This is a genomic window from Actinomadura oligospora ATCC 43269 (assembly GCF_000518265.1).
Lineage (GTDB): Bacteria > Actinomycetota > Actinomycetes > Streptosporangiales > Streptosporangiaceae > Spirillospora > Spirillospora oligospora.
On sequence record NZ_JADG01000003.1, the window covers coordinates 852856 to 876923 of the forward strand.

The 24068-nt window shown below is 74.1% G+C and carries 23 protein-coding genes; 8 read left to right on the forward strand and 15 right to left on the reverse strand.

Annotated elements, in window-relative coordinates; translation table 11 throughout:
• Positions 1-69: 69 nt before the first annotated feature.
• Positions 70-2019: an acyl-CoA dehydrogenase family protein gene (locus P696_RS0103305; protein WP_245627481.1), complete on the reverse strand. Its 1950-nt coding sequence runs from the start codon at positions 2017-2019 to the stop codon at positions 70-72.
• Between the two features lie 203 nt (positions 2020-2222).
• Entirely contained in the window at positions 2223-3608 is a 1386-nt protein-coding gene (locus P696_RS51985) for an ACP S-malonyltransferase (protein ID WP_051466703.1), read from the reverse strand.
• 277 nt (positions 3609-3885) lie between these two features.
• Here P696_RS51985 and P696_RS0103315 point away from each other — a divergent pair, with 277 nt between their 5' ends.
• Positions 3886-4911, forward strand: a complete 1026-nt coding sequence (locus P696_RS0103315; RefSeq protein ID WP_034482783.1) for a 3-oxoacyl-ACP synthase III family protein — start codon at positions 3886-3888, stop codon at positions 4909-4911.
• On the opposite strand, the gene P696_RS55615 is transcribed toward P696_RS0103315, so the two are convergent.
• Together P696_RS55615 and P696_RS55620 are read right to left on the reverse strand one after the other, a co-directional pair.
• A complete protein-coding gene (locus tag P696_RS55615) occupies positions 4889-5167 on the reverse strand; it encodes a hypothetical protein (protein WP_026411215.1) in 279 nt (92 codons plus the stop codon). The genes P696_RS0103315 and P696_RS55615 overlap by 23 nt on opposite strands.
• A 137-nt stretch (positions 5168-5304) precedes the next feature.
• Positions 5305-5472 carry a hypothetical protein gene (locus P696_RS55620; RefSeq protein ID WP_157429486.1) on the reverse strand — a complete coding sequence of 56 codons (168 nt, stop codon included), beginning with the start codon at positions 5470-5472 and terminating at the stop codon, positions 5305-5307.
• A gap of 1 nt (position 5473) precedes the next feature.
• On the opposite strand from P696_RS55620, the gene P696_RS58660 reads away from it, so the two are divergent.
• From P696_RS58660 to P696_RS0103340, 4 genes are all read left to right on the forward strand, one after another.
• The gene (locus P696_RS58660; RefSeq protein ID WP_034482787.1) at positions 5474-5800 is read left to right on the forward strand and encodes a hypothetical protein; all 327 of its coding nucleotides are present in this window, start codon (positions 5474-5476) and stop codon (positions 5798-5800) included.
• 111 nt (positions 5801-5911) lie between these two features.
• The gene (locus tag P696_RS42975) at positions 5912-7834 is read left to right on the forward strand and encodes a hypothetical protein (RefSeq protein WP_211245592.1); all 1923 of its coding nucleotides are present in this window, start codon (positions 5912-5914) and stop codon (positions 7832-7834) included.
• Positions 7831-8046, forward strand: coding sequence for a hypothetical protein (locus P696_RS0103335; protein ID WP_026411216.1), 216 nt, complete (start codon positions 7831-7833; stop codon positions 8044-8046). The genes P696_RS42975 and P696_RS0103335 overlap by 4 nt, the downstream gene beginning before the upstream one ends.
• A gap of 7 nt (positions 8047-8053) precedes the next feature.
• Positions 8054-8851 carry an SDR family NAD(P)-dependent oxidoreductase gene (locus P696_RS0103340; protein ID WP_026411217.1) on the forward strand — a complete coding sequence of 266 codons (798 nt, stop codon included), beginning with the start codon at positions 8054-8056 and terminating at the stop codon, positions 8849-8851.
• A 91-nt stretch (positions 8852-8942) separates the two neighbouring features.
• Here the strand turns inward: P696_RS0103340 and P696_RS0103345 are convergent, their stop codons facing one another.
• The 11 genes from P696_RS0103345 to P696_RS0103395 all read right to left on the reverse strand — a co-directional run bounded on the left by P696_RS0103345 (position 8943) and on the right by P696_RS0103395 (position 20713).
• Positions 8943-9248, reverse strand: a complete 306-nt coding sequence (locus P696_RS0103345) for a 4a-hydroxytetrahydrobiopterin dehydratase (protein ID WP_026411218.1) — start codon at positions 9246-9248, stop codon at positions 8943-8945.
• A gap of 379 nt (positions 9249-9627) precedes the next feature.
• Positions 9628-10041, reverse strand: a complete 414-nt coding sequence (locus tag P696_RS55630) for a hypothetical protein (protein WP_157429488.1) — start codon at positions 10039-10041, stop codon at positions 9628-9630.
• A 298-nt stretch (positions 10042-10339) separates the two neighbouring features.
• Entirely contained in the window at positions 10340-10906 is a 567-nt protein-coding gene (locus P696_RS42980) for a hypothetical protein (RefSeq protein WP_051466705.1), read from the reverse strand.
• A 243-nt stretch (positions 10907-11149) separates the two neighbouring features.
• The gene (locus P696_RS42985; protein ID WP_245627482.1) at positions 11150-13270 is read right to left on the reverse strand and encodes a glycosyltransferase family 39 protein; all 2121 of its coding nucleotides are present in this window, start codon (positions 13268-13270) and stop codon (positions 11150-11152) included.
• Positions 13267-14688 (reverse strand): glycosyltransferase, encoded by a 1422-nt coding sequence (locus tag P696_RS0103365; protein WP_084336711.1) that lies wholly within the window; start codon positions 14686-14688, stop codon positions 13267-13269. Before P696_RS0103365 ends, P696_RS42985 begins: the two co-directional genes overlap by 4 nt.
• A 101-nt stretch (positions 14689-14789) precedes the next feature.
• The gene (locus P696_RS0103370; protein WP_211245593.1) at positions 14790-16235 is read right to left on the reverse strand and encodes a sensor histidine kinase; all 1446 of its coding nucleotides are present in this window, start codon (positions 16233-16235) and stop codon (positions 14790-14792) included.
• Positions 16236-16335: 100 nt separating this feature from the next.
• Complete coding sequence (locus P696_RS0103375) at positions 16336-17049, reverse strand: response regulator transcription factor (protein WP_026411221.1); 714 nt, start codon at positions 17047-17049, stop codon at positions 16336-16338.
• A gap of 102 nt (positions 17050-17151) precedes the next feature.
• Entirely contained in the window at positions 17152-18834 is a 1683-nt protein-coding gene (locus tag P696_RS0103380) for a hypothetical protein (protein WP_157429489.1), read from the reverse strand.
• Positions 18835-18997: 163 nt separating this feature from the next.
• Positions 18998-19360, reverse strand: coding sequence for a hypothetical protein (locus tag P696_RS0103385; RefSeq protein ID WP_425394127.1), 363 nt, complete (start codon positions 19358-19360; stop codon positions 18998-19000).
• A 65-nt stretch (positions 19361-19425) separates the two neighbouring features.
• Positions 19426-20229, reverse strand: a complete 804-nt coding sequence (locus tag P696_RS42990; RefSeq protein ID WP_157429490.1) for a hypothetical protein — start codon at positions 20227-20229, stop codon at positions 19426-19428.
• A 124-nt stretch (positions 20230-20353) separates the two neighbouring features.
• Positions 20354-20713: a hypothetical protein gene (locus P696_RS0103395; protein ID WP_026411224.1), complete on the reverse strand. Its 360-nt coding sequence runs from the start codon at positions 20711-20713 to the stop codon at positions 20354-20356.
• A gap of 498 nt (positions 20714-21211) precedes the next feature.
• Between P696_RS0103395 and P696_RS42995 the strand changes: the two genes are divergently transcribed.
• From P696_RS42995 to P696_RS0103410, 3 genes are all read left to right on the forward strand, one after another.
• Positions 21212-21919 carry a PadR family transcriptional regulator gene (locus tag P696_RS42995; RefSeq protein WP_034482791.1) on the forward strand — a complete coding sequence of 236 codons (708 nt, stop codon included), beginning with the start codon at positions 21212-21214 and terminating at the stop codon, positions 21917-21919.
• A 182-nt stretch (positions 21920-22101) separates the two neighbouring features.
• Positions 22102-23151 (forward strand): ABC transporter ATP-binding protein, encoded by a 1050-nt coding sequence (locus P696_RS43000; RefSeq protein ID WP_051466707.1) that lies wholly within the window; start codon positions 22102-22104, stop codon positions 23149-23151.
• On the forward strand, positions 23148-23969 hold the full coding sequence (locus P696_RS0103410) for an ABC transporter permease (RefSeq protein WP_051466709.1): 822 nt from the start codon (positions 23148-23150) through the stop codon (positions 23967-23969). The genes P696_RS43000 and P696_RS0103410 overlap by 4 nt, the downstream gene beginning before the upstream one ends.
• Positions 23970-24068 lie beyond the last annotated feature (99 nt).

Here is a 24068-nt window from a genome sequence, read left to right on the forward strand (position 1 = left end):
CGACCGCGACGCCCGGGACGGACGGGCGCGGGCGGCAGGCGTGGGCGGCAGCGGCCCGCGCGCGGCCGGTCACGGTGAGCCGGTGGGTTCCCTCGGGGTGGCCGGGGCGGCGATCGCGGCCGGGGCGTCGAGCGCGGCGGCCAGGTCGGCGACGCGTCCGCCGAGACGGTCCCCGACCTCGCGGCGCCCGGCCCACACCCGCTCCAGCAGCCCCGGACCGGCGACGCCATGCTCCAGCAGCAGCGCGGCGCGACGCTCGATCCAGTCCAGCCCGTACTGGCGCAGCAGAGGCTCCAGCAGCCCGGCCGCCTCGGCCGGGACGTCGCGCGACGCCTCGTCCACGATCCGCAGGACGATCCCGTCGGCGGCGACCCGCGACGTGGCGGCGGCGAGCGTCAGGTTGTCGTTCCACGCGGTGAACACCGCGCCCGCGTCGTCCGCGTCCTCGATGGCGGTGCGGGCGGCGAGACGGGACGCCAAGGCGCGTTCCAGCGACGCCGCCAGGGTCCGGCACATCGCCGGGGACCCGAACTCCCCGCCCTCCTCCGGCAACGGATCGGGCGCGGCGGGCGGCTCGGCGGCCAGCGCGCGGGCCGTGTCGAACAGGATCAGCTCGTTGTCGCCGCCCGCGTTCTGGTAGGCGTGCGCCAGCCCCCGGTACCCGTTCAGGCGGTTGGACGCCGCGAACCCCGGCGCGCCCGCGTGCACCCGGCACGCGCCCACCACGTCCTGGGCATGCTCGGTCACGGCCGCCTTCAGCAACGCCAGGTCGCGGTCCACCGCCGACCACGGCGCCCACGCCGCGCCACCCGTCCCCGCGCTGGACGGCGGCGCGCTGGACGGCGGCGCCGCCGGGGCGCGGCCGAGCGGACGCGGGCCCTTCACCCGGTCGGCGACCAGCGTCAGCGCGTACGCCGACGCCAGCGCGCCGAGCATCGCCTCACGCTGGTTGCGGTAGTCCCCCAGCGGACGGCGCGGAGCGAGCCGTCCGAGGGTGGCGCGCCCGGCGGTGTGCGCGACGAGCGTGACGGCCGAGGCGCGCGCGAGCGCCGCGCACGCCGACACCACCGCCCGCCACACCGGCGGCGCGATCCCCATCGACCGGACCAGCCGCTCGCCCGGCCCGCCGGCCGGGTCGTGGAAACCGCCGTCCGGGTCCAGGCGCGCTCCGTCCGACAGCCACGCCTCGAACGGCACCCGCATCTCGGTTAGGGCGACCGCCCCGTAGTCCACCATCAGCCCGAAGGTGTCGGGCGCGGGCGTGATCCGCACCCCGGGCGGCGTCGAGCCGTCCGCGGCGCGCAGCGGGACGGCGAACACGAACACGCCCCGTTCCCGTCCGCCGTGCACCAGGGTGGCGTACACGGCGGCGACCTTCGGCACCCGCGGATGCGCGGTGTTGGTGGGGAACTTCGCGGCGGCCGCGTCCGGCGTGGTCAGCACGAACCCGCCCGTCTCCGGGTCGTGCCGGGCCAGCGTCCGAGGCGACAGGTGGCTGTTGCTGCGGCCGATCTCGGTCATCAGCAGCGTCCCCGCCGCCTCCATCGACTCCAGCGCCTCCCGGGCCGGGAGCGGACCTTGCCCGTCCTGCGGAGTGAACCTCACGATCGGGCCGAGCGCGAGCGTGTAGTGCAGCATCAGCACGTGGAACAGCGCCGGATCGGCGACCGCGCAGCGCTCCAGCAGCCCGCACAGCAGCGGCGGATCGTCCAGCAGGTCCGGGGCGGGCGGCGCGGCCAGGCCCGCCGCCCGCATCCGCCGGTAGGTCTCGCCCTGCCGCTGCGACAGGGTCAGCCCGTCGGGATAGCCGAAGAACGCCGCCGGGACCGCCTCGGCGATCATCAGCCGCTCCTTGGCCTCGAGCCTGCCCTCCGGGACGGTGCCGCGCATCCAGCCGCGCAACGCGACCGCGTCGGACGGCGGCTCCGCCGGTGCCGCGTCCGGCTCGAACGCCACCGTGAACGGATCACCGGAACCAGAGCGCTCAGAAGCCTCGGAGGGATCGGACGGTCGGGTCATGGGGGTGCTCCTGTCGCGACACGAAACCGAACAGAACCTTGCGGACGAGGACGGGCAAGACGACGGAGGGCGCGCGGACGGAGCGGTCCAACCGGCGGCCACCACGAACGGACGCCGGGTGCGGCCGAGGACGCGTCGGGGCGGCGCTGTACCGGGGTGCCGGGGCGTGTGGACCAGGGCGGACGTTCCGTCCGCGCAGGGGATCAGGCGTCCCTGGCCTCCCCGCTCGACCGGGCGGGCGGACGCGTCGGCACCGGAGCGGACTCCGACCGGACCTCCGGTGCGGACTTGCCGACCGGCGGCTTGCCCCCCGGACGCGGACGCTCCCGCAGCGGCGCGACCGTCGCGACGTCCGGGACGGTCAGCCGCGCGCACCGGCACAACGCGTCGCCCGCGCCCGCCTCCACGAACACCGTCGCGCCCGCCTTGGCGACCTCGACCAACGTGTCGGGCAGCCGGACGGGCAGCACGATGCAGTCCGCGAGCGCCCGGTGCAGATCGTCGTCGTCGCGGTAGGCGCGGCCCCGCACCGGCGAGTGCACGGCCGTCTCCAGCGGGCGCTGCGGGAACTGCCGGATCGTCTCGTACCACTCGTGGTCGGCCCCGGCCATCGCCGGATGGTGCGACAGGTACGGGACGGCCAGCCGGACCGCCTTCACGCCCCGGTCGCGCGCCGTGTCCAGCACCGCGTCCAGCTCGGCGTCCGGGCCGGACACGACCGTGGCGGACGGCGCGTTCAGGCACGCCACCACCACCTCCCCCCACGCCGCCGACCGCGTGCCGACGCGTCCGCCGGGAAGGACCCGGTGCGCGTCGGCGGCCGGCCCCGGCTCCTGGGCCTCCCGCGCCTCGCGCGCGCGGCGCGCGGCCTCGGCGATGAGGGCGCGGGTGTCGTCCTCGGTGGCCTCCAGCAGGCCCATCCCGCCGCCCGCGCCGCGCCGCGTCAGGACGTCCACCAGCGTGAACGCCATGCGCGCGCCGTCGCTGATGGAGAACGCGCCCGCGCACACCAGCGCGGCGATCTCGCCGAAGCTCTGCCCGACCGCGAACGCCGGGACGACCCCGGACGCGCGCAGCACCCGGTCGACCGCGACCGACGCGGTGTAGGCGGCCAGCTGCGGGACCCCGGGTGTGCGGGCCGCGGTCCGGTAGGTGTCGGGCTCGTCCAGCAGGATCCGCCGCATCGACGGCCACCCGCCACCGGGGCCGTCCTGTCCTGCGGGCGTGTCCGGTGCCGTGCGGGCGTGCTCGCCGGTACGGGTTTCCTCGCCTGTGGGGGTGTCCTTGTTCGTGCGGTGGTCCGTGTCTGTGGGGTTGTCGCCGGTGCGGTCGCCGTTTGTTGTGCGGCCTTCCTTGTGTGCGGGGCTGCCGGGTTCGGGGGCGGACGGCGGGGAGGGGACGCCGGGCGGCGGGAGCGCCTCGGCGACGGCGTCGAGCACGTCGCCGACGACGCGGGCGGCGGCCGGGCCGGTCGCGGCCAGGGCGCGCAGGTCGGGCGCGCCGGCGGCGCCGGTGCCGGGGAACAGGAACGCGCGGACCTCGTCGGGATCTTCGAGTCGCGAGGCCCACGGGGGCGGGGCGTCGGTCACTCCGCACTCCTAACCGGGAAGGCACACTTCCACTTCTCGACGGACAAACGCCATACAAGAACTAGATATGGAAAGCGGATCGCGAAATGGGATTATTCACTCATGGAATCGGGGCGCCGACAAGCGCCTTCCCGCCGATCGAGAGGGTGGTCACCGCAGGACGACCGAACGGTCACCCCGAGTGAAAGGATGAACGGCAACAAATCACAACAAAAGCCGCGCCGCACCACAACCACCGAAATCCGGCCCTCCCCGGCCGGATGTGGGGAGAAACGACGTGACGATCCCGTACGCCATCCGCGGCACCGGCGCCTACCTGCCCGAGCAGCGGATCACCAGCACCGAGCTGTCGGCCGGACTCGGCCTCGACCCGCACTGGATCGAGAGCCGCACCGGCATCCGCGCCCGGCACCGCGCCGCCCCCGGCCAGGCCGCCTCCGACCTGGCCGCCCACGCCGCCCGCAACGCCCTCGACGCGGCCGGAATCGACGCGGGGGACCTCACCCTCATCGTGCTCGGCACCTCCACCCCCGACGAGCTCGGCCCCGCCACCGCCTGCCGCCTCCAGGCCCTCCTCGGCGCCGGCCAGGCCGCCGCCTTCGACGTCGCCGCCGCCTGCACCGGATTCCTGCACGCCCTGCAGACCGCCGCCGCCCTCCTCACCGCGACTCCCACCGCGCCCGACCGCCCGCCCACCGGCCCCGGCCCCTACGCCCTGGTCGTCGGCGTCGAGGTCTACTCGCGCTTCCTCGACCCCGCCGACCGCGGCACCAGCGCCCTGTTCGGTGACGGCGCCGCCGCGGCCGTCCTCGGCCCCGTCCCCGCCCCCCACGGCATCACCGCCATGGGCATGGGCTCCGACGGCACCCGCGCGGACGACGTCCTCATCCCCGCCGGAGGCAGCCGCCGCCCCGCCACCGGCGACACCCTCGCCGCCCTCGACCACACCATCCACATGGACGGCTCGGCCGTCCGGCGCTTCATCACCGACATCTTCCCCCGGCTGGTCGAGGACGCCACCGACCAGGCCGGAGTGAAGCCCGCCGACCTCGCCCTGGTCGTCCCGCACCAGCCCAACCCCAAACTCGTCGCCTCCCTCGCCCCCACCGCCGGACTCGACCCCTCCCAGCTCGCCATCGCCGGACAGGACGTCGGCAACATCGGCGCCGCGAGCCTCCCCTACGCCCTGCACCGCGCCGTCGCCGACGGCCGCCTCCACGCCGGGGACCAGGTCCTGCTCGCCGGATTCGGCGCCGGACTCACCTGGGCTCACGCCCTCATCACCTGGCCGTCCCTCGACTGACCCGTCCCCCGGTATGGCCGCGGCAGGCGATCGCCGCGGCCATACCGGGGCGCTCCCGCTCAGCGATCCGCTGAACGCGCACAAAGGGGGGTGCCGCCCACGTCAACCACGACGCGTCCAGCAACCGCGCCACCTGGACGGGCAGCGGACGGCCCGCGTCCGGACGCAGCCTCGGACGCGTCCACGCCACCGTGAGCGCCAGGAACGACGCCGCGACCGCCGCGCCCCCGCCCACGATCGCCGTCACCCCGTCCATCGGCAGGTCCGTCCGCCCACCAGCCCGTGCGCCAGCACGCCACCGCCCGGCGCCGGCCCACCCCACGCGGAGCCGCTCCAGCCCGCGCCGCTCCACGCCGCGCCGCTCGACGCGGCCACGGCCATGACCCCCACCGCTCAGCCGACCTGCAGCTCGAACAGGCGCGCACCCGAGTGGTGCAGTTCCGCCTCGAACACCCCCGGCACGGACGCGACCAGCCGCAACGTCCCCGGACGCCCTGCGGCCAGCTCCAACTCCCGGTCGTAACCGTGCAGGTGGAATTCGTCGGCGATGTCACTGGTCACCGTGACCACCACCGTCGCGCCACGGCGCACCTTCACCGTCCGGGACGCCGTCACGACCCGTCCCCTCACCACCGAAACCCGCACCTCGGTCACCCCCGCCGACGCCGTCCCCGAAGCCGTCCCGGACGGTGCGCCGGACGCGCCACCCGACGCGCCGCCGGTCTCCGAGCGCGCCTGCGAAGCGGGCTTCCCGCACCCCGCGCAGGCCAGCGGCGCCACCGCCACCACCCACATCACGACCACCACCGGCCACCTCGACGCGCGCACCATGCCTCCTCCAGGTCCCGCCCGGCCGCGACCGCCGGGTGCCGTACACCACACGATGTGACACTAGGCAATGACACATTCGAGGCTGGCATACTCCGGGCCGTGGGTGGAATCACACCCCGGACCCACCAAGCACCAGAAACCCCCCAAAGGACCAGGCAAGGGAGCGACCGTGCCGCAACCCCCCACCGACAGCGCCGCACGCACCGCCGCGCGCGTCCTCGGCCACCCCGCCGTCACGCACCTCGCGCAACAGGACAGGCCCGCCGGAGGGGCCGCGATCGACCAGGTCGTGATCGCCTCGGGCGCCGGCGCGGTCCTCGCCGCCGTGCTGCTCCTGCTCGGCTGGGGCCACCGCAGCGGACGCCTCACCTGGCTCACCCGCGCCGCCGCGCTCGCCGAGCGCGGAGCCGGACGCGGCCTGCCCGGCTGGGCCGCCCTCCCCTCCAGCGTCGCCCTGGTGTCCCTGCTGACCGCGCTGCTCGGCATGTACTGGGACATCTCCCTGCACATCTCGCACGGACGCGACGTCGGCCCCCTCGCCAACATCGCCCACTACCCGATCCTGTTCGGCCTGTTCGGGATCTTCACCGCGGGCGTCATCGCCGTCGTCCTGCCGCTGCCCGGCGAGCGGCCCGGCGCCGCCGCCGTCCGGATCACCCGCACCTGGTACGCGCCCACCGGCGGCGTCCTGCTCGCCGGAGCGGGCTTCTACGCCCTGCTCGGCTTCCCCCTCGACGACGTCTGGCACCGCGTCTTCGGCCAGGACGTCACCCTCTGGGGCCCCACCCACCTCATGCTCATCGGCGGCGCCGGGCTGTCACTGGTCGCCATGATGATCCTCGAACGCGAAGGCCGCCGCGCCCACGCCGCTTCCGGCGGCGGGAGCGGATCCCGGCCGCCCGGCTGGGCGCAGTGGATCCGCCGTGGCATGACCGCGGGCGGCCTGCTCGTCGGCCTGTCGGTGTTCCAGGCCGAGTACGACTTCGGCGTCCCGCAGTTCCGGCTCGTCCACCAGCCGCTGCTCATCGCCGTCGCCGCCGGATGCGCCCTGGTCAGCGCCCGCCTGTGGGTCGGACGCGGCGGAGCGCTGTTCGCCGTCGCGTTCTACATGCTGGTGCGCGGCGGCGTGTCACTGGCCGTCGCCGGGATCATCGGCGAACTGTGGGCGGCCGTCCCGCTGTACTTCGCCGAGGCGCTCTGCGTCGAGGTCGCCGCGCTCGTCCTGGCCCGACGTCCGCTCGCCCTCGGCGTCGTGTCCGGGCTGCTCATCGGCACCGCCGGGTTCGCCGCCGAGTTCGCCTGGACGCACCTCGCCTACCGGCTGCCCTGGACCGGCGACATCGTCGTCGAGGGCATGGCCATGGCCGTCGTCGGCGGCGTCGCCGGAGGCGTCTGCGGCGCCATGCTCGCCGAAGGACTCGAAGGCCGCCTCCCCGGACGCGGCCACGGCGTCGTCTCGAACCGTGGGAGCCGGAACGTGGCCCGCGCGCTGTTCGCCGCCAGCCTCGCCGCGTTCGCCGCCGCCCTGGTCAACTGCCAGATCTTCACCGTTCCGCGCGGCGAGACCGCCACCCTCATCCTCACCGCCGTGCACGGCGCCGGAGAGGACCGCACCGCCGACGTGCGCGTCGAACTCAGCCCCCGCGGCGGTCTCGACGGCCCGTCCTGGGTCGACATCACCGCCTGGCAGGGCGAGGGCCTGCACGTCGACCGGCTCGTCCGGGAAGCGCCCGGCGTCTACCGCACCAGCGTCCCCGCTCCCATCGGGGGACAGTGGAAGACCCTCGTCCGCGTCCACGACGGGCGGGAACTGGCCGGAGTCCCCGTCTACCTCCCGCGCGACAAGGCCATCAACGCGCCCGAGATGCCCGCCCAGCCCCACGTCACCCGCGCCGTCACCGGCGAACGCCACATCCTGCAACGCGAACTGAAGACCGGCCTGCCGCCCTGGCTGTGGGCCGCGTGCTCGGCCGTCGTCCTCGCCTGCACCCTCACCCTGCTCATCGCCCTCGGCTGGGGCGTCGCCCGCATCGCCCGCGTCCTGCCCGAACCCGCCCGTCCCGCCTCCACCCCCGAGAAGGTCGGCACGTGACCACCCTGCCCTCGGCGGCGGCCGAACCGCTCGCGGCGCACTCGGCCGTCACCGCCATCCCGTTCTTCATCCCGACGTTCGTCGTCGTCTCGGTCATCGCCGTCATCATCTGGCGCGACCGCCGCACCCTCGACGACGCGCCCGCGACCCCCGACGAAGATCATTCCGGGGAGGGCGGCGACCGGGGCCCGCACACCCCTTCCGTAGGGTGACGGTCTTATGGACCACTCCGCACCCCACACGCCCCCGGCGTACCTGACCGGCCTGTTCTCCCTGGACGGACGCGTCGCCGTCGTCACCGGCGGCAGCTCCGGCATCGGACGCGCCATCGCCGAGGCCCTCGCCCGCGCCGGCGCGTCCGTCGTCGTCGTCGCCCGCCGCGAGAGCGAACTCGACGCCACCGTCACCGAACTCACCGCCCTCGGCTGCCGTGCCGCCCGCGTCAGCGCCGACCTCAGCGACCGGGACGCCGTGCGCGCCGCCGCCGACGAGGCCGTCCGCCCGTTCGGCGAACCCGACATCCTCGTCAACGCCGCCGGGATCAACCTGCGACCGCCCCTCGGCGACCTCACCCCGGACGTGTGGGACACCACCATGGCCGTCAACCTCGACGCGCCCTTCCTGCTCGGCCAGCGTTTCGGTCCCGGCATGGCCGAACGCGGCTACGGACGCCTCATCCACATCACCTCGCAGCAGGCCTACCGCGCGTTCGTGTCCAGCGGCGCCTACGGCGTGTCCAAGGCCGGGCTCGCCGCCCTCGCCCGCTCCCAGGCCGAGGCGTGGTCCCCGCACGGCGTCACCGCCAACACCCTGGTGCCCGGCTTCGTCATGACCCCCCTCAACCAGCGCCTCCAGTCCGACCCCGAACTGGTCGCCTCGCTCGCCGCCCGCACCCTCACCGGACGCAACGGCGTCGCCGACGACTTCGCCGGAGCCGCCGTGTTCCTGGCCTCCGCCGCGTCCGCCTACGTCACCGGCCAGGCCCTGTTCATCGACGGCGGCCTCTCCAGCCACTGACCCGAGCCACGCACCGGGCACCCTCCCTGGCGGCCCGGTGACGGCGCGGGCGGCGGACCGCGACAGACCGTCCGGCCCCGCCCGACCCTTCTCAGCGCGCGCCGTGCTCGGCGGCCAACCCGTCGATCCGGCGCGCCATCGCGAAGTCCAGCCGCGTCAGGCCGCCCTCGCTGTGCGTGCTGAGCGCGAACCGGACCGTCGTCCACCGCACGTCGATGTCGGGATGGTGGTCGGCCTCCTCGGCGGCCGCCGCCACCGCCACCACCAGCTCGATCCCCGCCGCGAACGACGGCGCCTCGAACGCGCGCCGGATCTCCTCACCCTCCCGGGACCACTCCGGCACCTCCGCCATCCGCTCGACGATCCCCGCCTCGTCCAACCTGCTCCGGTCGACCATCACTCCCCCTCCGGACCCGCCACCGCCCCGACGCGGTGACCCACCCAGTACTTGACCTCCTCCCCAAGGCTAAAGCTTGCTATTCCACCGGGCCCGAAGGGCAGTTGGTGCACCCTTTTGCGGGGCCGCTGATTCCTCCTTCGCAGACCGCTTGGCGGCGAAGCCTCACAGGCGGAACCGCATGCCCACGACGCAGAGCGCGAGCTGACGCGGACTCCCGGCGTCGAGGAGTTTCATACAGAGCCAAGGGCGGACCGCGTGAGCGGCCCGCTCTACGGGCTCTGGTGCGTCGGGCGCGGTCCTTGCCGGGCGCGACATGCGAACGTGCTTGTTCTCAGGCCACGTGTACCCAGACCCTCGCCACCGGATCGGCCAGTGGTCAACAGGGGAGCGTCAACTCCGGGCTGTGAGCGTGGTACTGGATGAGGTCGCTGTCAAAGCCCCAGGCATGAGCCATGTAGGTGTGGCTGCCGCCAACGCAGGCAACGCCGGTCCCGTAGGTCTGGTCGAAGGGGCCCTTCCGCCAGAACTCCGAGGTCTTCACCACAGAACCGTCTCGGATGATTCTCAAATGAATCTTCGTGCCACCATCCGCAGGCTGCGTGGAACAGTTCCAATGCGACTCGATCCACACATGGTTGCCGGCATGGTTGGGATTTCCGACGCTCACCGCACACGGTCCCAGGATTCTGGCACTGCTCGCGTACGCTGCTGCCGCGGTCGCGCCCGGCACCACCGCGGCGGACAGGACGATGCTGGCGGCAAGATGCTTGGCGGCGGGAATGAAGGACATCGGAACCTCCGAGTCTCGGCTGGGCCGCCGGGCGAGCCCGGTGCGGCAACCTCACACTTGACACAGAGTGTAGTGACACCAATTCGATAAGTCACCGCGTTATTGGCGTCAGGCCGTGCCCTGTGGATCAGGTATTGATCCAGCGGTCCCCACTACCGAGAACGGATCACCGTCCCGTTGTCAGGTCGTAGACCGTCACGCCGCCGATCGTGCGCGGCGTGAAGTTCTCCTGGACCCACGCCGCGATCCGCTGCGCGTCGTCGCTCCCGCCGGACGAATCGCGGGGTACCGGAGTCGTTCAGGCGTGGCGGGTGGGCGACAGTCCGAGCCAGCCGGGGGTGGGCGGCCCGGAGACCTCGCCGAAGTACAGGATCATGGTCTGGCGCCAGCGTTCGACGGCGGCGCGGTCGGCCATGAAGTCGACGAACCCGCGGGTGTGGGCGTTGGGGACGTCCCAGATTCCCTGCCCCACGGGGGTGACGTCGGTGCGTACGCCCCAGCCGTGCTGACCGGCGGCCTGCCATTCGGGAGTGAGCAGCCAGTTGAGGTAGAGCCTCGCGGCCGCAGGGTGGCGGGCGTTCCTGAACATGGCCGCGCGCTGGCCCCAGGCCAGGAAGGGGTGGTCGCCTTGCGGGGTGACCCAGGTGGTGGTGTCCGCGCCACCCGTCTCGGCGCCGGCCAGGCCGACCTGCTTGGCGCCGCTGTCGACCGCCTCTCCGGGGCTGTTGGTCCCGCGGTGGAAGACGATGTCCTGATCGGCCAGGCGCTCGATCCAGTCCCACCCGTACCGGTCGGCGTACGCCTTGTAGAGGAACAGCGTGGCGTCGTCGCCCCGGGGTGGGAGGACAGGATCTGTCCCTTCCACTCGGAGTCCACTCGGACAGGGACTTCTCCAGCTTGTCGCACGGGACCGTGCCTGTCCCGTCCCAGAGGTCCGCCCTGGTCAAGAGCGGCCTATATCTTGGTTTCGCGGGCTGGATCTCGAAGGCGCACAGGGCATCGGCAAGCTGCCACTTCGCCCCCGCGAAACTGATCCGGACCCGCCGCGACGCCTGCCGCAGGCGTCGCGGCGGGACCGATCCCACGCGCGAACCCACCAAGAGGCCCGTCAGCCCAGCCGGTACAACTGCGCCGCGCCGAAACCGCCGGGCATCTGCGACGCACCCGACCCGCCGCTCGAGCCGGACGACGCGGACCCGCCGTACTCACTCGGCTGGACAAGCGTCCCGTGCTGCTTCACCCACGCCGCGACCTCCTGGGACCCGCCCATCTCGCCCGGGCCCATGCCGCCTTCGGAGATCTGGATGTAGTGCAGCTTCCCCTGCCGGACGTACGACTCCAGCTTGGACACGGTCATCGCCTTGTCGGTCCCCATGAACCCGCCCATGGCGATCACCGGCCGCCCGGTCTTCAGGATGATCGACGCCGCCGCCTGCGCGTTGTTCACCGCGACGAGCCACTGGGCGCCGTCCCGGTGCTGCTCCAGGTAGGAGACCATCTGGTCGCTGACCTCGCCGCCCGGGCCACCGAAGCCGCGGCGTCCGCCCATGCCGGGAGGCGTGCCGCCGGGGCCCCGCATGAAGTCGCCGCCACGGCCGCCCGGGCCGAAGCCGTGACCGCTGTCGGGGCCGGCCAGCGGGTTCACGCCCTCGACCGGCGAGGACGCCGCCGACGCCGCGTACGCGCCCGGCCCGGTCAGGCCCGCCACCAGCGCCAGCGTCAGTCCCGCCAGCGTGAACGGCACTCCGGCCTTGCGCACCAGCCGTCCCACGAGCAGGTTCGCCACCGCAAGGACCGTCCCGGCCGCCACCAGCCAGCGCAGCGCCGGATGCCAGTCCGGCGTCCGGTTCAGCAGGACGAACGCCCAGACGCCTGTCACCGCGACCGCCGCCGGCAGCACCCACGACCACCGCGCCGACCGCCGGTACGCGCCGACCAGCAGCACCCCACCACCGCCGACGAGCGCCGCGATCGCCGGGGCCATCGCCGTCGTGTAGTACGGGTGGAAGGTGCCCTCGGCGAAGCTGAACACCACGAAGTGCACCGCCAGCCACGCGCCCCACAGCACCAGCGCCGCCCGCACCAGGTCGGCGCGCGGACGCCGCCACACCAGCACCAGGCCCGCGACCAGCGCGATCGCCGCGAACGGCAGCAGCCAGGAGATCTGGCCGCCCAGCTGCGCCTCGAACAACCGGCCGGTGCCCGTCTGCCCGCCGAACCCGCCGCCGAACCCCCCGCCCGGCGGACGGCTCTGTGCCGCGTCCCCGGCCCGCCGCATGAACTCCGGGATCGCGTCGCCGTTCGGAGCGCCGCCAGGGAAGCCGCCGCTCATGCCGCCGCGTCCGCCGCGGTCCTGCCCGAACACCCGTCCCAGGCCGTTGTAGCCGATCACCAGGTCCCACACCGTGCCGTCGGTGCTGCCGCCGATGTACGGACGCCTGGACGCAGGGATCAGATCGACCACCACCATCCACCAACCCGCCGACACCAGCAGCACCGCGCCCGCGATCAGCAGCTGCAGAATGCGCCGTCCGAGCCTCGGAGGGCCGAACAACAGGTACGCCAGCGCCAGCGCGGGAAGCGCGACGAACGCCTGGAGCATCTTGGTGTTGAACCCGCAGCCGACGAAGAACGCCGCCAGCGCCAGCCAGCGCACCCGTCCGTCGTCGATCGCGCGCATCGTCGCCCACACCGCCGCGACCAGCAGCAGCACCAGCAGGGTGTCGGGGTTGTTGTCCCGGTTGATCGCCACCGTGATCGGCGTCAGCGCCAGGACTCCGGCCGCCAGCAGCGCCGCCGCCGGGCCGAACGCCCGCCGAACCGTCACGTGCAGCAGCGCCACGGCCGCCACACCCTCGATCACCTGCGGCAGCAGCAGGCTCCACGACCCGAACCCGATCACCCGGGCGAACAGGCCCATCACCCACAGCGCCATCGGCGGCTTGTCCACCGTGATGAACGAGCCGGCGTCCAACGACCCGAAGAAGAACGCCTTCCAGCTCCGCGCGCCGCTCTTCACCGCCGCCGAGTAGTACGCGTTCGCGTCCCCGCTCTTCGACAGCCCCCACGCGTACAGAACGGCCGCCAGCGCGAGGACCGCCCACAACCCCGGACGTACCCACGCCGGATCACCCTCCGGCCCCAGCAGGAACCGGACGAGCCGTCCCCGCCGTGCCCCCGCCGACCGGTGCGCCTCCTCCGGTGCGCCGGTCGTCATCGTCGCGCTCATCGACCGGCCTCCTCTGCGGAAGTCCCCACCTGCGAGGACGCGTCCGCACTCCCCTCCACGGACCCGCCGGGCACCGCGCTCACAGCAGCGCCCCTCGCGCTCGCCGTGGCTGCGGTGGCGTCCGGGCGGTGCGGGCTTCGCAGGCGGCGTGGATGGAAGATCCACGCCCGCATCAGGAGGAAGCGCGCCAGCGTCGCGACCGCGTTCGCCGCCACCATCGCCGCGACCTCCACCCACCGGGACGGGTTCGCGGCCACCGCGTGCAGCAGCGCCAGCCCGCCGGTGCTGAGCCCCAGCCCGAGCAGGAACGTCAGCCCGCCCTCGACCTGGTGCCGCACCGCCCGATGCGACCCGGTCACACCGAAGGTGAACCGGCGGTTCGCGGCGGTGTTGCCGATCGTGGTGACCACCAGCGACAGCGCGTTCGCCATCAGCGGCCCCATCACCAGCCGCAGCAGCACGAACAGCACCAGCTGCGCCACCGTGCTCACCACGCCGATCACCGCGAACACCGGAAGCTGCCGCCGCATCCCCGCGGGCAGCTCACCAGCCGCGCCACCCTCCGCGCCGCCGGCGTGCGTCCGCGCACGTGACCGCCCGGGCACCGGGGCCCCGAAACCGCCGGTCAGCATCCGACGTCCCACCCGCGCCATTCCCTTCAGGTCGTCCAGCGCCGTGCGCAGCACGTCGACGCGGCTGTCGGCGTCGTCCACCCAGTCCACGGGCACCTCGTGGATCCGCAGGCCCGTCCGCTCGGCCAGCAACAGCAGCTCGGTGTCGAAGAACCACTTCTGGTCCTCCACCACCGGCAGCAGCGCTTGGACGACCTCGGTCCGGCCCGCCTTGAACCCGCACTGCGCGTCGGAGAACCGCGCCGCGAGCGTCGCCCGCAGCAGCAGGTTGTAGCAGCGCGAGATCACCTCCCGGCGCGGACCGCGCACGACCGCCGAACCGCGCGACAGCCGCGACCCGATCGCCAGATCGCTGTGCCCGGAGATCAGCGGCGCGACCAGCGGCAGGAACGCGTCCAGGTCCGTCGACAGGTCCACGTCCATGTACGCGACGACGTCGGCGTCCGAACCGGACCACACCCGCCGCAGCGCCCGGCCGCGCCCCTTGGCGTCCAGATGCACCGCCCGGACCCGGGTCAGCTCGGCCATCAGCTCCTCGGCGACCCGCCACGTGCCGTCCGTGCTGGCGTTGTCGGCGACGGTGATCCGCCACGCGTAGGGGAAGGTGTCGCTCAGATAGGCGTGCAGCCGTCGCACGCTCGCGGACAGGACGCGTTCCTCGTTGAAGACCGGGATCACGACCTCCACCAGCCGTTCCCGCCCGCCCGGCTCCCCTTCGGGACGCCCGGGACCGGACGGGACGGCGGCGTGGTCGGCCGTGCTCCGCGTGGTGACCAGGTGACTCATGCGACCACCGTCGGAAACGGGCGTGGGAGACCGCTGAGCCGTTCCTTAACGGCCGATGAGAAACCCGTCCCCGACCGCCGGACGAATCCTCAGAAACCCCGTCAGTCCGGACGAACCGGGCTGCCCGGCAGGACGACCCGGGCCACCGTGCCGCCGCCCTCGGCCGGTTCCAGGGTCACCCGCCCGCCGCCCTCGCCGACGACCCGCGCCACGATCGACAGCCCCAGTCCCGACCCCGGCAGGCTCCGCGCCGACGGCGACCGCCAGAACCGCTCGAACACGTGCGGCAGGTCCTCCGGCGCGATCCCCGGGCCCTCGTCCCGGACGGTCAGCTCCCCGCCGTCCAGGCGCACCCGCACCCGCCCGGACGGCGGGCTGAACTTCACCGCGTTGTCCAGCAGGTTCACCACGGCCCGCTCCAGCTGACCCGGATCGCCCCGGACGAACCACGGCGACGCGTCCAGCTCGACCGTCAGCTCCGGACCGCGCAGCCGCGCCCGCTCCACGGCGCGCTCCACCGCCTCGTGCAGCGCGACCGTCTCCCGCGCGGGCTGCCCCTCCGCCGGACGCGCCAGCTCCAGCAGGTCGCCCACCAGGCTCGACAGCTCCACCATCTGCGCCTTCACGCTCACCAGCAGCCGACGCCGCGCGTCCGGCGGCAGCTCCCGGCCGCTGTCCTGCGACCGCAGCAGCAGATCGATGTTGGTGCGCAGCGACGTCAGCGGCGTGCGCAGCTCGTGCCCGGCGTCCGCGATCAGCTGTTGCTGCCGGTCACGGGCCGCCGCCAGCGCCCCCGTCATCGTGTTGAACGCCTGGCTGAGCCGTGCGATCTCGTCGTGCCCGTGCTCGGGGATGCGGGTGTCCAGGTCCTCGGTCCGCGCGATGTGCTCGGCCGCGTCGGTCAGCCGGTCCACCGGACGCAGCGACGCCCGCGCGATCATCAGGCCCGCGCCCGCCGACAGCAGCACCCCCGCCGCCGACACCGCCACCAGCAGCAGCGCCAGGTTGCCGAGCGGCCCCTCCGCCTCGTCCAGCGGGATCGCGGTCGAGATCGCGAACCGCACCGGGTTCCCGCTCGCGTCCTCCGCCGGGTAGCCGACCGTCAGGATCCGCACGCGGACGCTCTTCCCCTGGCTGTCGACGCCCTTCCCGTTGTGCAGCGCGTCCGGCCGCGTCCCGGCCGCGACCTGCGCGTCGGCCTCGGTCACCGTCAGCCCGCCCCGGTCCTGGATCACGCACGCCCGCCCGTCGGCGGCGATCGCCTGCTGGATGACGTACGGGCCGGCGTACCGGGTCTCGCCCGTGCCGACCGGCGTGGACCGGCAGTTGGTCAGCGCATCCCGGATCTCCGGCCAGCCGCGCGGCCGGTGGGTGCCCAGGTCTCCGGCCGGAGGAGGGCCGCTCATCGCGTGCAGCCGTCCGTCCAGCTCGCGGTACAGCTGGCCCCGCACCAGGAACCAGCTGACCGTCGCGCACGCCGCCACCGCGACGGCGACCGCGAGCGCCGTCAGCAGCGCCAGCCGTCCCCGCAGCGGCAGCCGCGTCATCAGCCGCCGCACGATCCGCCGCCCTCCCGGCACCGGAGGGCCCCACCGCCGCCGAGCCCAGCCACGCGGAGACGCCGCCGCCCGCTCACGACGAGCCCGCTCACGACGAGTTCCGCAGGACGTAGCCGACGCCGCGGACGGTGTGGATCAGCCGGGGCAGCCCCTGCACCTCGGTCTTGCGCCGCAGGTACATCACGTACACGTCCAGCGAGTTGGACGCGGGCTCGAAGTCGAACCCCCACACGGTCTCCAGGATCTGCTCGCGGGTCAGCACCTGCCGCGGATGCCGCAGGAACAGCTCCAGCAGCATGAACTCGGTGCGGGTCAGCTCCAGGGGCAGCCCCTCCCGCGTCACCTCCCGGGTGCGCGGGTCCATGCTCAGGTCGTCGAACGCCAGCACCTCGCCATCCGGACGGGACGCCGGGCCGTAGTCCACCGCCCGGCGCAGCAGCGCCCGCACCCTCGCCAGCAGCTCGTCCAGCTCGAACGGCTTCACCAGATAGTCGTCGGCGCCCGCGTCCAGTCCGGTCACCCGGTCGCCGACCATGTCCCGCGCCGTCAGCATCAGCACCGGCATCGTCGCGCCGCGCGCCCGCATCCGGCGGCACGCGGTCAGCCCGTCCATGCGGGGCATCAGCACGTCCAGGACGACCAGGTCGGGACGCTCCCGCTCGACGGCGTCCAGGGCCAGCAACCCGTCCGCCGCGGTGCCGACCTCGTACCCCTCGAACTCCAGGCTGCTGGTCAGCGACTCACGGACCGCCGGCTCGTCGTCCACGACCAGGATCCGCCCACGCGCGGCACCAGACTCCATGCGCCCACGGTAACCGGCCGCCCTGCGATCAAGGCTGTGACCAGCGGATTCTCATAGATCTCTCAGAAACGCCGCCCCTGCGAGGCCGCCGCCGAGCGCCGTTCAGGCGTCTCCCGCGCGCTCCCGGCCGCCGTCCTCGTCGCGTCCCGCCCGCTCAGTCCGCGCGGGGTCGGCGGGACGCACCGCCGTGCGGATCACGGCCGCCGTCGCGTCCCCGGCCGTCCGCGTCACCACCATGAAGATCGACTCCGCAGATCGGGACGGGGAGGCGGCCGGACGCTCCGGAAGATCGGCGCGGCGCACGCCCGCCCGGTACCGGGAGGCGTTGCGGAGCGTGCTCGCCGCCACGCGCGGCACCACGCGCGGAGCGGTCCGGGCCGTGACCCGGACGGCGATCCCGGTCGCCGAGGTCACCACCGTTCCCGTCGCCGGGTGCGAGGCGACCGCGCCGACCGTGGCCCGCGCCACCCGGCCCATCAGGCCGCCGAGCGACATCTCCGCCGCCCTGCTCCCGGCCGATCCGCCGCCCGAACGCGCCGCCCCGGCGGGCCCGGGCCCGGCATCGGCGTCGGCATTGGCGTCCATGTCGGCATTGGTGTCCATGTCGGCGTCGGCGCGCAGGACGGTCGCCCAGCCCGTCCGGACGGACTCGACCACGACCTCCCGCGCCACGTCGCGCATGAGCCCGCGCAGCGACTCCCTCAGCGCGGCCTTCAACGCCTCGCGCATCAACTCCCGCATGACCGTCTCGACGGCCAGCGCCAGCGCCCGGTCGGCGACCTGCCCCGCCAGCCCGGCCGCCGTGCGAACCAGGGCGCTGCCCGCCGCGGCCTTCCAGAACCCGCTCGCGGCCCGTGCCGCCTCACCGGTTCCCAGGTCACGCGCCACGTCCAGGACGAACGAGGACGCCAGATCGGCGCTCGCCGCCGCGACCGGACTGGCCACCGCGACCCGGCGGCCCTGCTCCCGCACCCCGGACGCCAGCTCCCGCGCCGCCTGCTTGGCGGCCTCCTGCGCCACCGTCCGCACCACGTCCGCGATCACCTCGCGGCCGACGTCGAGCGCGACGTCCACGGCCACGTCGGCGACGGCGTCGATCGCCGTGTCGACCACCACGCGGGTCGCCGCCTGGACGACCGGCGCCGACACCGTCCGGCCCGCGACGTCGGCGACCGCGTCCAGGGCCGTCGCGGTCGCGGCCTTTGCGAACGGGCTGCGCGCGGCCAGCCGCCGCGCCGCCGCCGCCATCGGGTGCTGCGCGGCCTGCTCGGCCAGCGTCATCGCCGTTCCGGTGAGGGTGCCGGTGACCTCGATCGCCGTGCCCGCCAGCGGGCTGGTGCCGGCGACCGTCCGCGCGACGGACCGTGCCTCCTGGACGGCCTCCCGCACCGCCTTCTCGGCCGCCGCCGAGGCGACCTTGACCGCCGCGTCCCGGGCGGCCCGCTCCACCGCCTCCATCGCCGAGGTGCGGGCGAGCCGCTCCACGACCTGGGCGGCGGCCTGGTCGGCGGCCCGCCGGGCGATCACCCGGACCGGCTCGGCCGCCGCCGACGCGCTCCGCGCCGCCCGCTCGGCGACCGGCGCGAGCCCGCGCGAGACCTCACCGAACCCGTCCATCGCGGCCCGCGCGACCGAACTCGAGACCGGCGCGTCCGGCGAAGCCTCCGACACGGTGTCGGAGAGGGGTTCAGCCGCGGGTTTCGGGACGGCGGCGGGCGCCTGCGGGGACGCGTCGTCGCCGGTCGAGCCGCCGCTGTACGGGCCGCTCCCGGTCCGGTCGGTCATGTCCACGCCCCCAAACCCGCCCACGTCCTGCCACTCCAGACTAACGATCGTCCGGGCGAATCGTTCCCCGCGCACCCTCCGCCTCCACGCCACGACACCAGGGGACCGGCACGAGGACGGGCCCGGACGACCGCCGTCCGGGCCCGTTCCGCGCGAGGCGTGGTCAGACCTCGAGGTTCTCCTCGATGCCCCGCATGTGGTGCCGGGCCAGCGCCAGGTTCGCCCGGCCGCGGTCGAGCGCCAGGTAGAGGAACAGGCCCTTGCCCTTGCGCCCGGTCACCGGCCGGACGATGTGGTACTGGCCGCCGAGCGTGATCAGGATGTCCTCGATCTCGTCCTTCATGCCGAGCTGCTCGATGGTGCGCATCTTGGACCGCATGACCTCGGTGTTGCCCGCTGCGGCGACCTGCAGGTCCAGCGCCTTGGAGCCGCCCTGCACGCCCAGCGCCATGCCGCTGCCGTAGTCGACGACGGCGGCGCCGATCGCGCCGTCGATCGCCATCATGTCCTTCAGGGACAGGTCCATGTTCGACACGGGGTCTCCTTTCACTCGGATGTTCCTTCTCACCGCTCGTTCACGTCCCCCGCCGGTCACACCTGCTCCAGGGCGGCCCGCAGCCGCATCAGCGTCTCCAGATCGACCGGCGGCTCCTGCGGCGGCCGGACCGGACCCGCCGCGGGCCGCGTCCGCCTGCGCAGCGGCCCGCCGACGCCCACCACCGGGCGCTCGACCAGCCCCAGCGCCGTCAGCGCGCGCACCGCCTCCAGGCACACCACCACCGGACGGCCCAGCTCGGCGGCCAGCCCGGCGGGCGTGCGGCGGCCGTCCACCGCGAGGGACACCTCGGCCTGCACCGCCGTGAGCATCACCCGTTGCCGGTGGACGTGCCGCAGCGCCACCACCGGAGCGGCGTCCGCCAGCGCCAGCGGCCACCCGCCCGCGCGATCGGCCAGCCGGGCGCATTCGTGCAGCAGCACCGTCGGCGGGACGCCCTTGCAGCGCACCGTCCGCCGTCCGAGCCGTCCCGCGACGAACACCGGCTCGAACCCCGGACCGCCGCCCCGGTCGGCCGGACCGCCGTCGGGGCGTCCCGGCCAGGCGGCCGACCGGGCGGTGTCCAGCAGCAACGCCATCGCGTCGAACGTCGCCGTCAACGCGTAGACCTGCAGCGGGGACGCGTCGCCCGCCCCGCCCGCCGCGTCCTCGGGCGTCCCGCCCTGGCCGGGCCACCACGGCTGCTCCCCGACCGGCCCGTCGGGCGTCCACAGCGCGGCCAGCGGCGTGGCGCGGCGGGACTCGGCCCGGCACACCAGCCCGTCCGACAGCAGGACCCGCCCCTCCATGCCGCAGCTCACCTCGCCCGAACAGCGCTCCCGCTCCAGCCGGAGCAGCAACCGCTCCAACGTGACCGCGCCGGAAGCGGCGGAAGCAGAGACAGTGGCGGATACGGAGACGGCGGCGGCGGATTCCCCTCGCACCGGGGAACCGTCGGCGAAATCGCCCGGAGCGCCGGAGAACTCAGACGTCATCACGGCCCCCCGCGAGCAGATCGACGATTTCCCGGACCCGCAGCCGCGCCAACGCGAGATTCCCGCTGTCCCGGTCGAGAACGACGTGCAGGAAGAGCTGGGCGCCGAAGGCCCGCCCGACGCAGACCAGCAGGTGGTAGCCGAACTCGCCGGAGACGATGATCTCCTGGACGTCGTCCCCCGCCGGCGACGCGCTGAGCGCCGGGCTGGCCAGCACCACCCGGACGACGTCGGTGGTGCCCGCCGCGTCCTCGTGCCGGTCGAGCACTCCGGAGCCGCCGACCGCGGCCACCGCCAGGCCCGTGGAACAGTCGACCAGGGTCGCGCCCCGCGCCCCCGGAATCGTCATGATCTGCTCTACGCAGCCATTGATTCCCACCGCTCCCCCTCCTGCGAGTGCGTCTTCCAGGGCACTGACCGTACGCGCCCCATAAGGAACGGAAGGCGATATCCCGGAGCTAATGACAACGTTCAGGAAAGGGCGAGAATCCGCCACCGGTGGAACGCTTCAAAGAAGAGGGATACCTCTCGGTATAAACGACAGAAAGGGGCACGGGCGGGCAGCGCTCACATCAGGGAGGAAATCCGACGCGGAGAAGCGGCCGTCCGGCGACCCCCGATCGGCACGACCGGAACCGGTGGGCCTGGCGTCCCAGGAGAACTCCACCCGGATCCAGGCTGTCCGGCCACAGGCGCGTTGCTCGGCACGGTGGGCGCGCAGCCGCCGCGTCCCCTTGCCCTGAGGGGTGGACAGAAGGCACCGCAGGCGTATATTTGGGAACAAGTACTCGTCCACGAGTACTCGCGGACGAGTGGCAAGGGCCGAGCCCGAGCGGAGGTGGTTCCGGTGGCGAAGCGGCGCAGGGTCGGCAACCTGCTGGCACTGCCGGTGCTGAGCACGCTCAGCGAGCGCCCGATGTACCCCTACGAGATCGCCTCCACGATGCGGCGTCGCGGCAAGGACGCCAGCGTGAAGATCAACTGGGGGTCCTTCTACACGGTCGTCCGCAACCTGGAGAAGCACGGGCTGATCAAGGCGACCGGCACCGTCCGGCAGGGCAACCAGCCGGACCGGACGGTCTACACGATCACCCCCGAGGGCCGCGCCGAGCTCACCGACTGGCTGCGCGAGCTCGTCGAGGTCCCCGAGCGCGAGTACCCGCGCTTCGAGGCCGCGCTCGCCGACATCGCCGCCCTGGACCCGCGCGACTTCACCGTCCTGCTGCGCCGCCGCCTGGAGGCGCTGGACGCCGACCTCGCCGAGCAGGACCGGCAACTCGCCGAGGCCCGCGCCTGGCTGCCCGAACTGCTGGTCATCGAGGCCGACTACCACCGCACGCTCTGCGCCGCCGAGGCCGCCTGGGTCCGCGCGCTGCTCGCCCGGCTCGAGGACGGCACCATGCCCGGCCTCGCCGACTGGGCCCGTTTCCACGAGACCGGCGAGGTCCCCCGCGAGATCGACTGGCTCCACGAACAGGAGCAGCGGCTCGACGAGGCCGCGCCCGGCGCCGAGCAGGACGCCGAGGACGGCCCGCCAGACGAGGAGGCCGGCTGACGACCCCGACATAGAAGAACGAAAAGGCCCCGGCCGGTGCGGCAACACCGGGCCGGGGCCCCGAGACCAGAACGCCGATCCGCGGCAACGGAACCAGCGACCTGGGTGACACCACAAGGTTAGCCGGACCCCCTCCGCCGCCGGATCGTCCCACCACCGATCCCACGAAGCGGGAGCGTCCCATGACCACCGAACCGTGCGCCGTGCGCGCGCACGACCTCGGCAAGACCTACTCCGTCCGCGGCGTCAAGGGCGGCGTCCGCGCCCTGGACGGCCTGGACCTCACCGTCGGCCGCGGCCTCGTCTTCGGGCTGCTCGGCCCGAACGGCGCGGGCAAGTCCACCGCCGTCAAGGTCCTCACCACCCTCACGCGCCCCGACCGCGGCACCGCCGTGATCGAGGGCGTGGACGTCCGGCGCCGCCCCGACCACGTCCGCAGGCTCATCGGCGTCGTCGCGCAGCGCTCCGGCAGCGACCCGCGCGCCACCGCCCGCGAGAACCTGGTCCTGCAGGCCAGGATGCACGGCATGGGAGGGCGCGCCGCCCGCGCCCGCGCCGCCGAACTGCTCGGCCGGTTCGACCTCGCCGAGGTCGCCGACCGGCTCGTCAAGACGTTCTCCGGCGGCACCCAGCGCCGCCTGGACGTCGCGCTCGGCCTGGTCCACCGGCCCGCCGTGCTGTTCCTGGACGAACCCACCACCGGCCTGGACCCCGAGGCCCGCGCCGCGATGTGGTCCGAGATCCGCCGCCTCGCCGGAGACGACGGGCTCACCGTCGTCCTCACCACCCACTACCTGGAGGAGGCCGACCGGCTCGCGCAGCGCCTGGCCATCGTCGACCGCGGACGCGTCGTCGCGGACGGCACCCCCGACGAGCTGAAGGGCGAGCTGCGCGGCGACGCCGTCCACCTCGAACTGCCGTCCGGGACCGTCCCCGGCGAGGTCCGCGCCGTGCTGGAGGCGCTGCCGTCGGTCCGGGAGGTCCGCGTCGCCGGACGCGGCGTCAGCACCCGCAGCGACAACGGCGCCGCGGCCGTCCCCGCCGTCCTGGCAGCGCTCGAACGCGCCGGGACGCCCGCCGCGTCCGTGACCGTCGCCCGCCCGTCCCTGGACGACGTGTTCCTGCGGTACACCGGCCGCCGCTACGCGCCCGACACCGACCAGGACGACAGCACCTCATCCCCACCCGGACCCGAGACCCGTCCCTCCGCCCGGCAGGAGGCCGCGCGATGACCGCCGCACCCCTCACCGCACCAGCGTCCCGCGCCGTCACCGTGCCGCGCCTGGCCGCCCACACCTGGTTCCTCACCGGACGCCGCCTGCACGCGCTCGCGCGGCAGCCCGCCGTCGTCGTCGGGAACCTCGTCCAGCCAGCGATCTGGCTGTTCCTGTTCGGCTCGCTGTTCCGCCGCGTCGTGGACATCCCCGGCTTCGGTCACGGCTCCTACCTGGGCTACCTGGTGCCGGGCGTGATCGCCATGAACGCGATGAACGCCAGCATGTGGGCCGGGGTCGCGATGATCGAGGAGATCGACCGGGGCACCCTGAACCGGTTCCTGACCTCCCCGGTCAGCCGGCTCGCGCTGATGACCTCCGGCGTCGCCGACCAGGCCGTCACGACCGGGCTCCAGTCCGTCGCCATCCTGCTGCTCGGGCTCCTCGGCGGCGCGCACTACCCGGGCGGCGTCGCCGGATGCGCCGTGGTCGTCGCGGCGGGCGTCCTGCTCGGCACGGTGTTCGGCGGGCTGTCCAACGCGATGGGCATGATGCTGAGGCAGCGCGAGGCGATCATCGGGTTCAACGTGCTGTTCATGCTGCCCCTGACGTTCCTGTCCTCCGCGTTCATGCCGACCGCGCTGATGCCCCACTGGATGCGGGTCGTCACCGCGTGCAACCCGCTCGACTGGGCCGTCCGCGCGGGCCGCTCGGCCCTCACCGCCGACCCCGACTGGAGCGCGATCGCCGCGCGCGGCGGCGGCCTGCTCGCCCTGGCGGTCGTGTGCGTCGCGGTCTCCGTCGCGACCTTCCGCTACTACCAGAAGTCCGTCTGACCCGGTGGGCCCAGCGGGCCCCGACCCACGGCGGCCCGGACGATCCGTCCGGGCCGCCGCCCGGGTGTGGCGGTCGCCTAACCTGGCACGGACGGAAGG

Bases quoted from the DNA above. Each gene is read 5' to 3' on its own strand.
- P696_RS0103345 (WP_026411218.1), bottom strand. From the start codon at position 9,248: ATGGTCGACCGGAGCAGGTTGGACGAGGCGGGGATCGTCGAGCGGATG.
- P696_RS0103395 (WP_026411224.1), bottom strand. From the start codon at position 20,713: ATGACGATTCCGGGGGCGCGGGGCGCGACCCTGGTCGACTGTTCCACG.
- P696_RS43000 (WP_051466707.1), top strand. From the start codon at position 22,102: ATGACCACCGAACCGTGCGCCGTGCGCGCGCACGACCTCGGCAAGACC.
- P696_RS0103340 (WP_026411217.1), top strand. From the start codon at position 8,054: ATGGACCACTCCGCACCCCACACGCCCCCGGCGTACCTGACCGGCCTG.
- P696_RS0103365 (WP_084336711.1), bottom strand. From the start codon at position 14,688: ATGAGTCACCTGGTCACCACGCGGAGCACGGCCGACCACGCCGCCGTC.
- P696_RS55615 (WP_026411215.1), bottom strand. From the start codon at position 5,167: ATGGACGGGGTGACGGCGATCGTGGGCGGGGGCGCGGCGGTCGCGGCG.
- P696_RS42985 (WP_245627482.1), bottom strand. From the start codon at position 13,270: ATGAGCGCGACGATGACGACCGGCGCACCGGAGGAGGCGCACCGGTCG.
- P696_RS0103410 (WP_051466709.1), top strand. From the start codon at position 23,148: ATGACCGCCGCACCCCTCACCGCACCAGCGTCCCGCGCCGTCACCGTG.
- P696_RS55630 (WP_157429488.1), bottom strand. From the start codon at position 10,041: ATGTCCTTCATTCCCGCCGCCAAGCATCTTGCCGCCAGCATCGTCCTG.
- P696_RS0103375 (WP_026411221.1), bottom strand. From the start codon at position 17,049: ATGGAGTCTGGTGCCGCGCGTGGGCGGATCCTGGTCGTGGACGACGAG.
- P696_RS0103305 (WP_245627481.1), bottom strand. From the start codon at position 2,019: ATGACCCGACCGTCCGATCCCTCCGAGGCTTCTGAGCGCTCTGGTTCC.
- P696_RS0103380 (WP_157429489.1), bottom strand. From the start codon at position 18,834: ATGACCGACCGGACCGGGAGCGGCCCGTACAGCGGCGGCTCGACCGGC.
- P696_RS0103370 (WP_211245593.1), bottom strand. From the start codon at position 16,235: ATGACGCGGCTGCCGCTGCGGGGACGGCTGGCGCTGCTGACGGCGCTC.
- P696_RS0103385 (WP_425394127.1), bottom strand. From the start codon at position 19,360: ATGGACCTGTCCCTGAAGGACATGATGGCGATCGACGGCGCGATCGGC.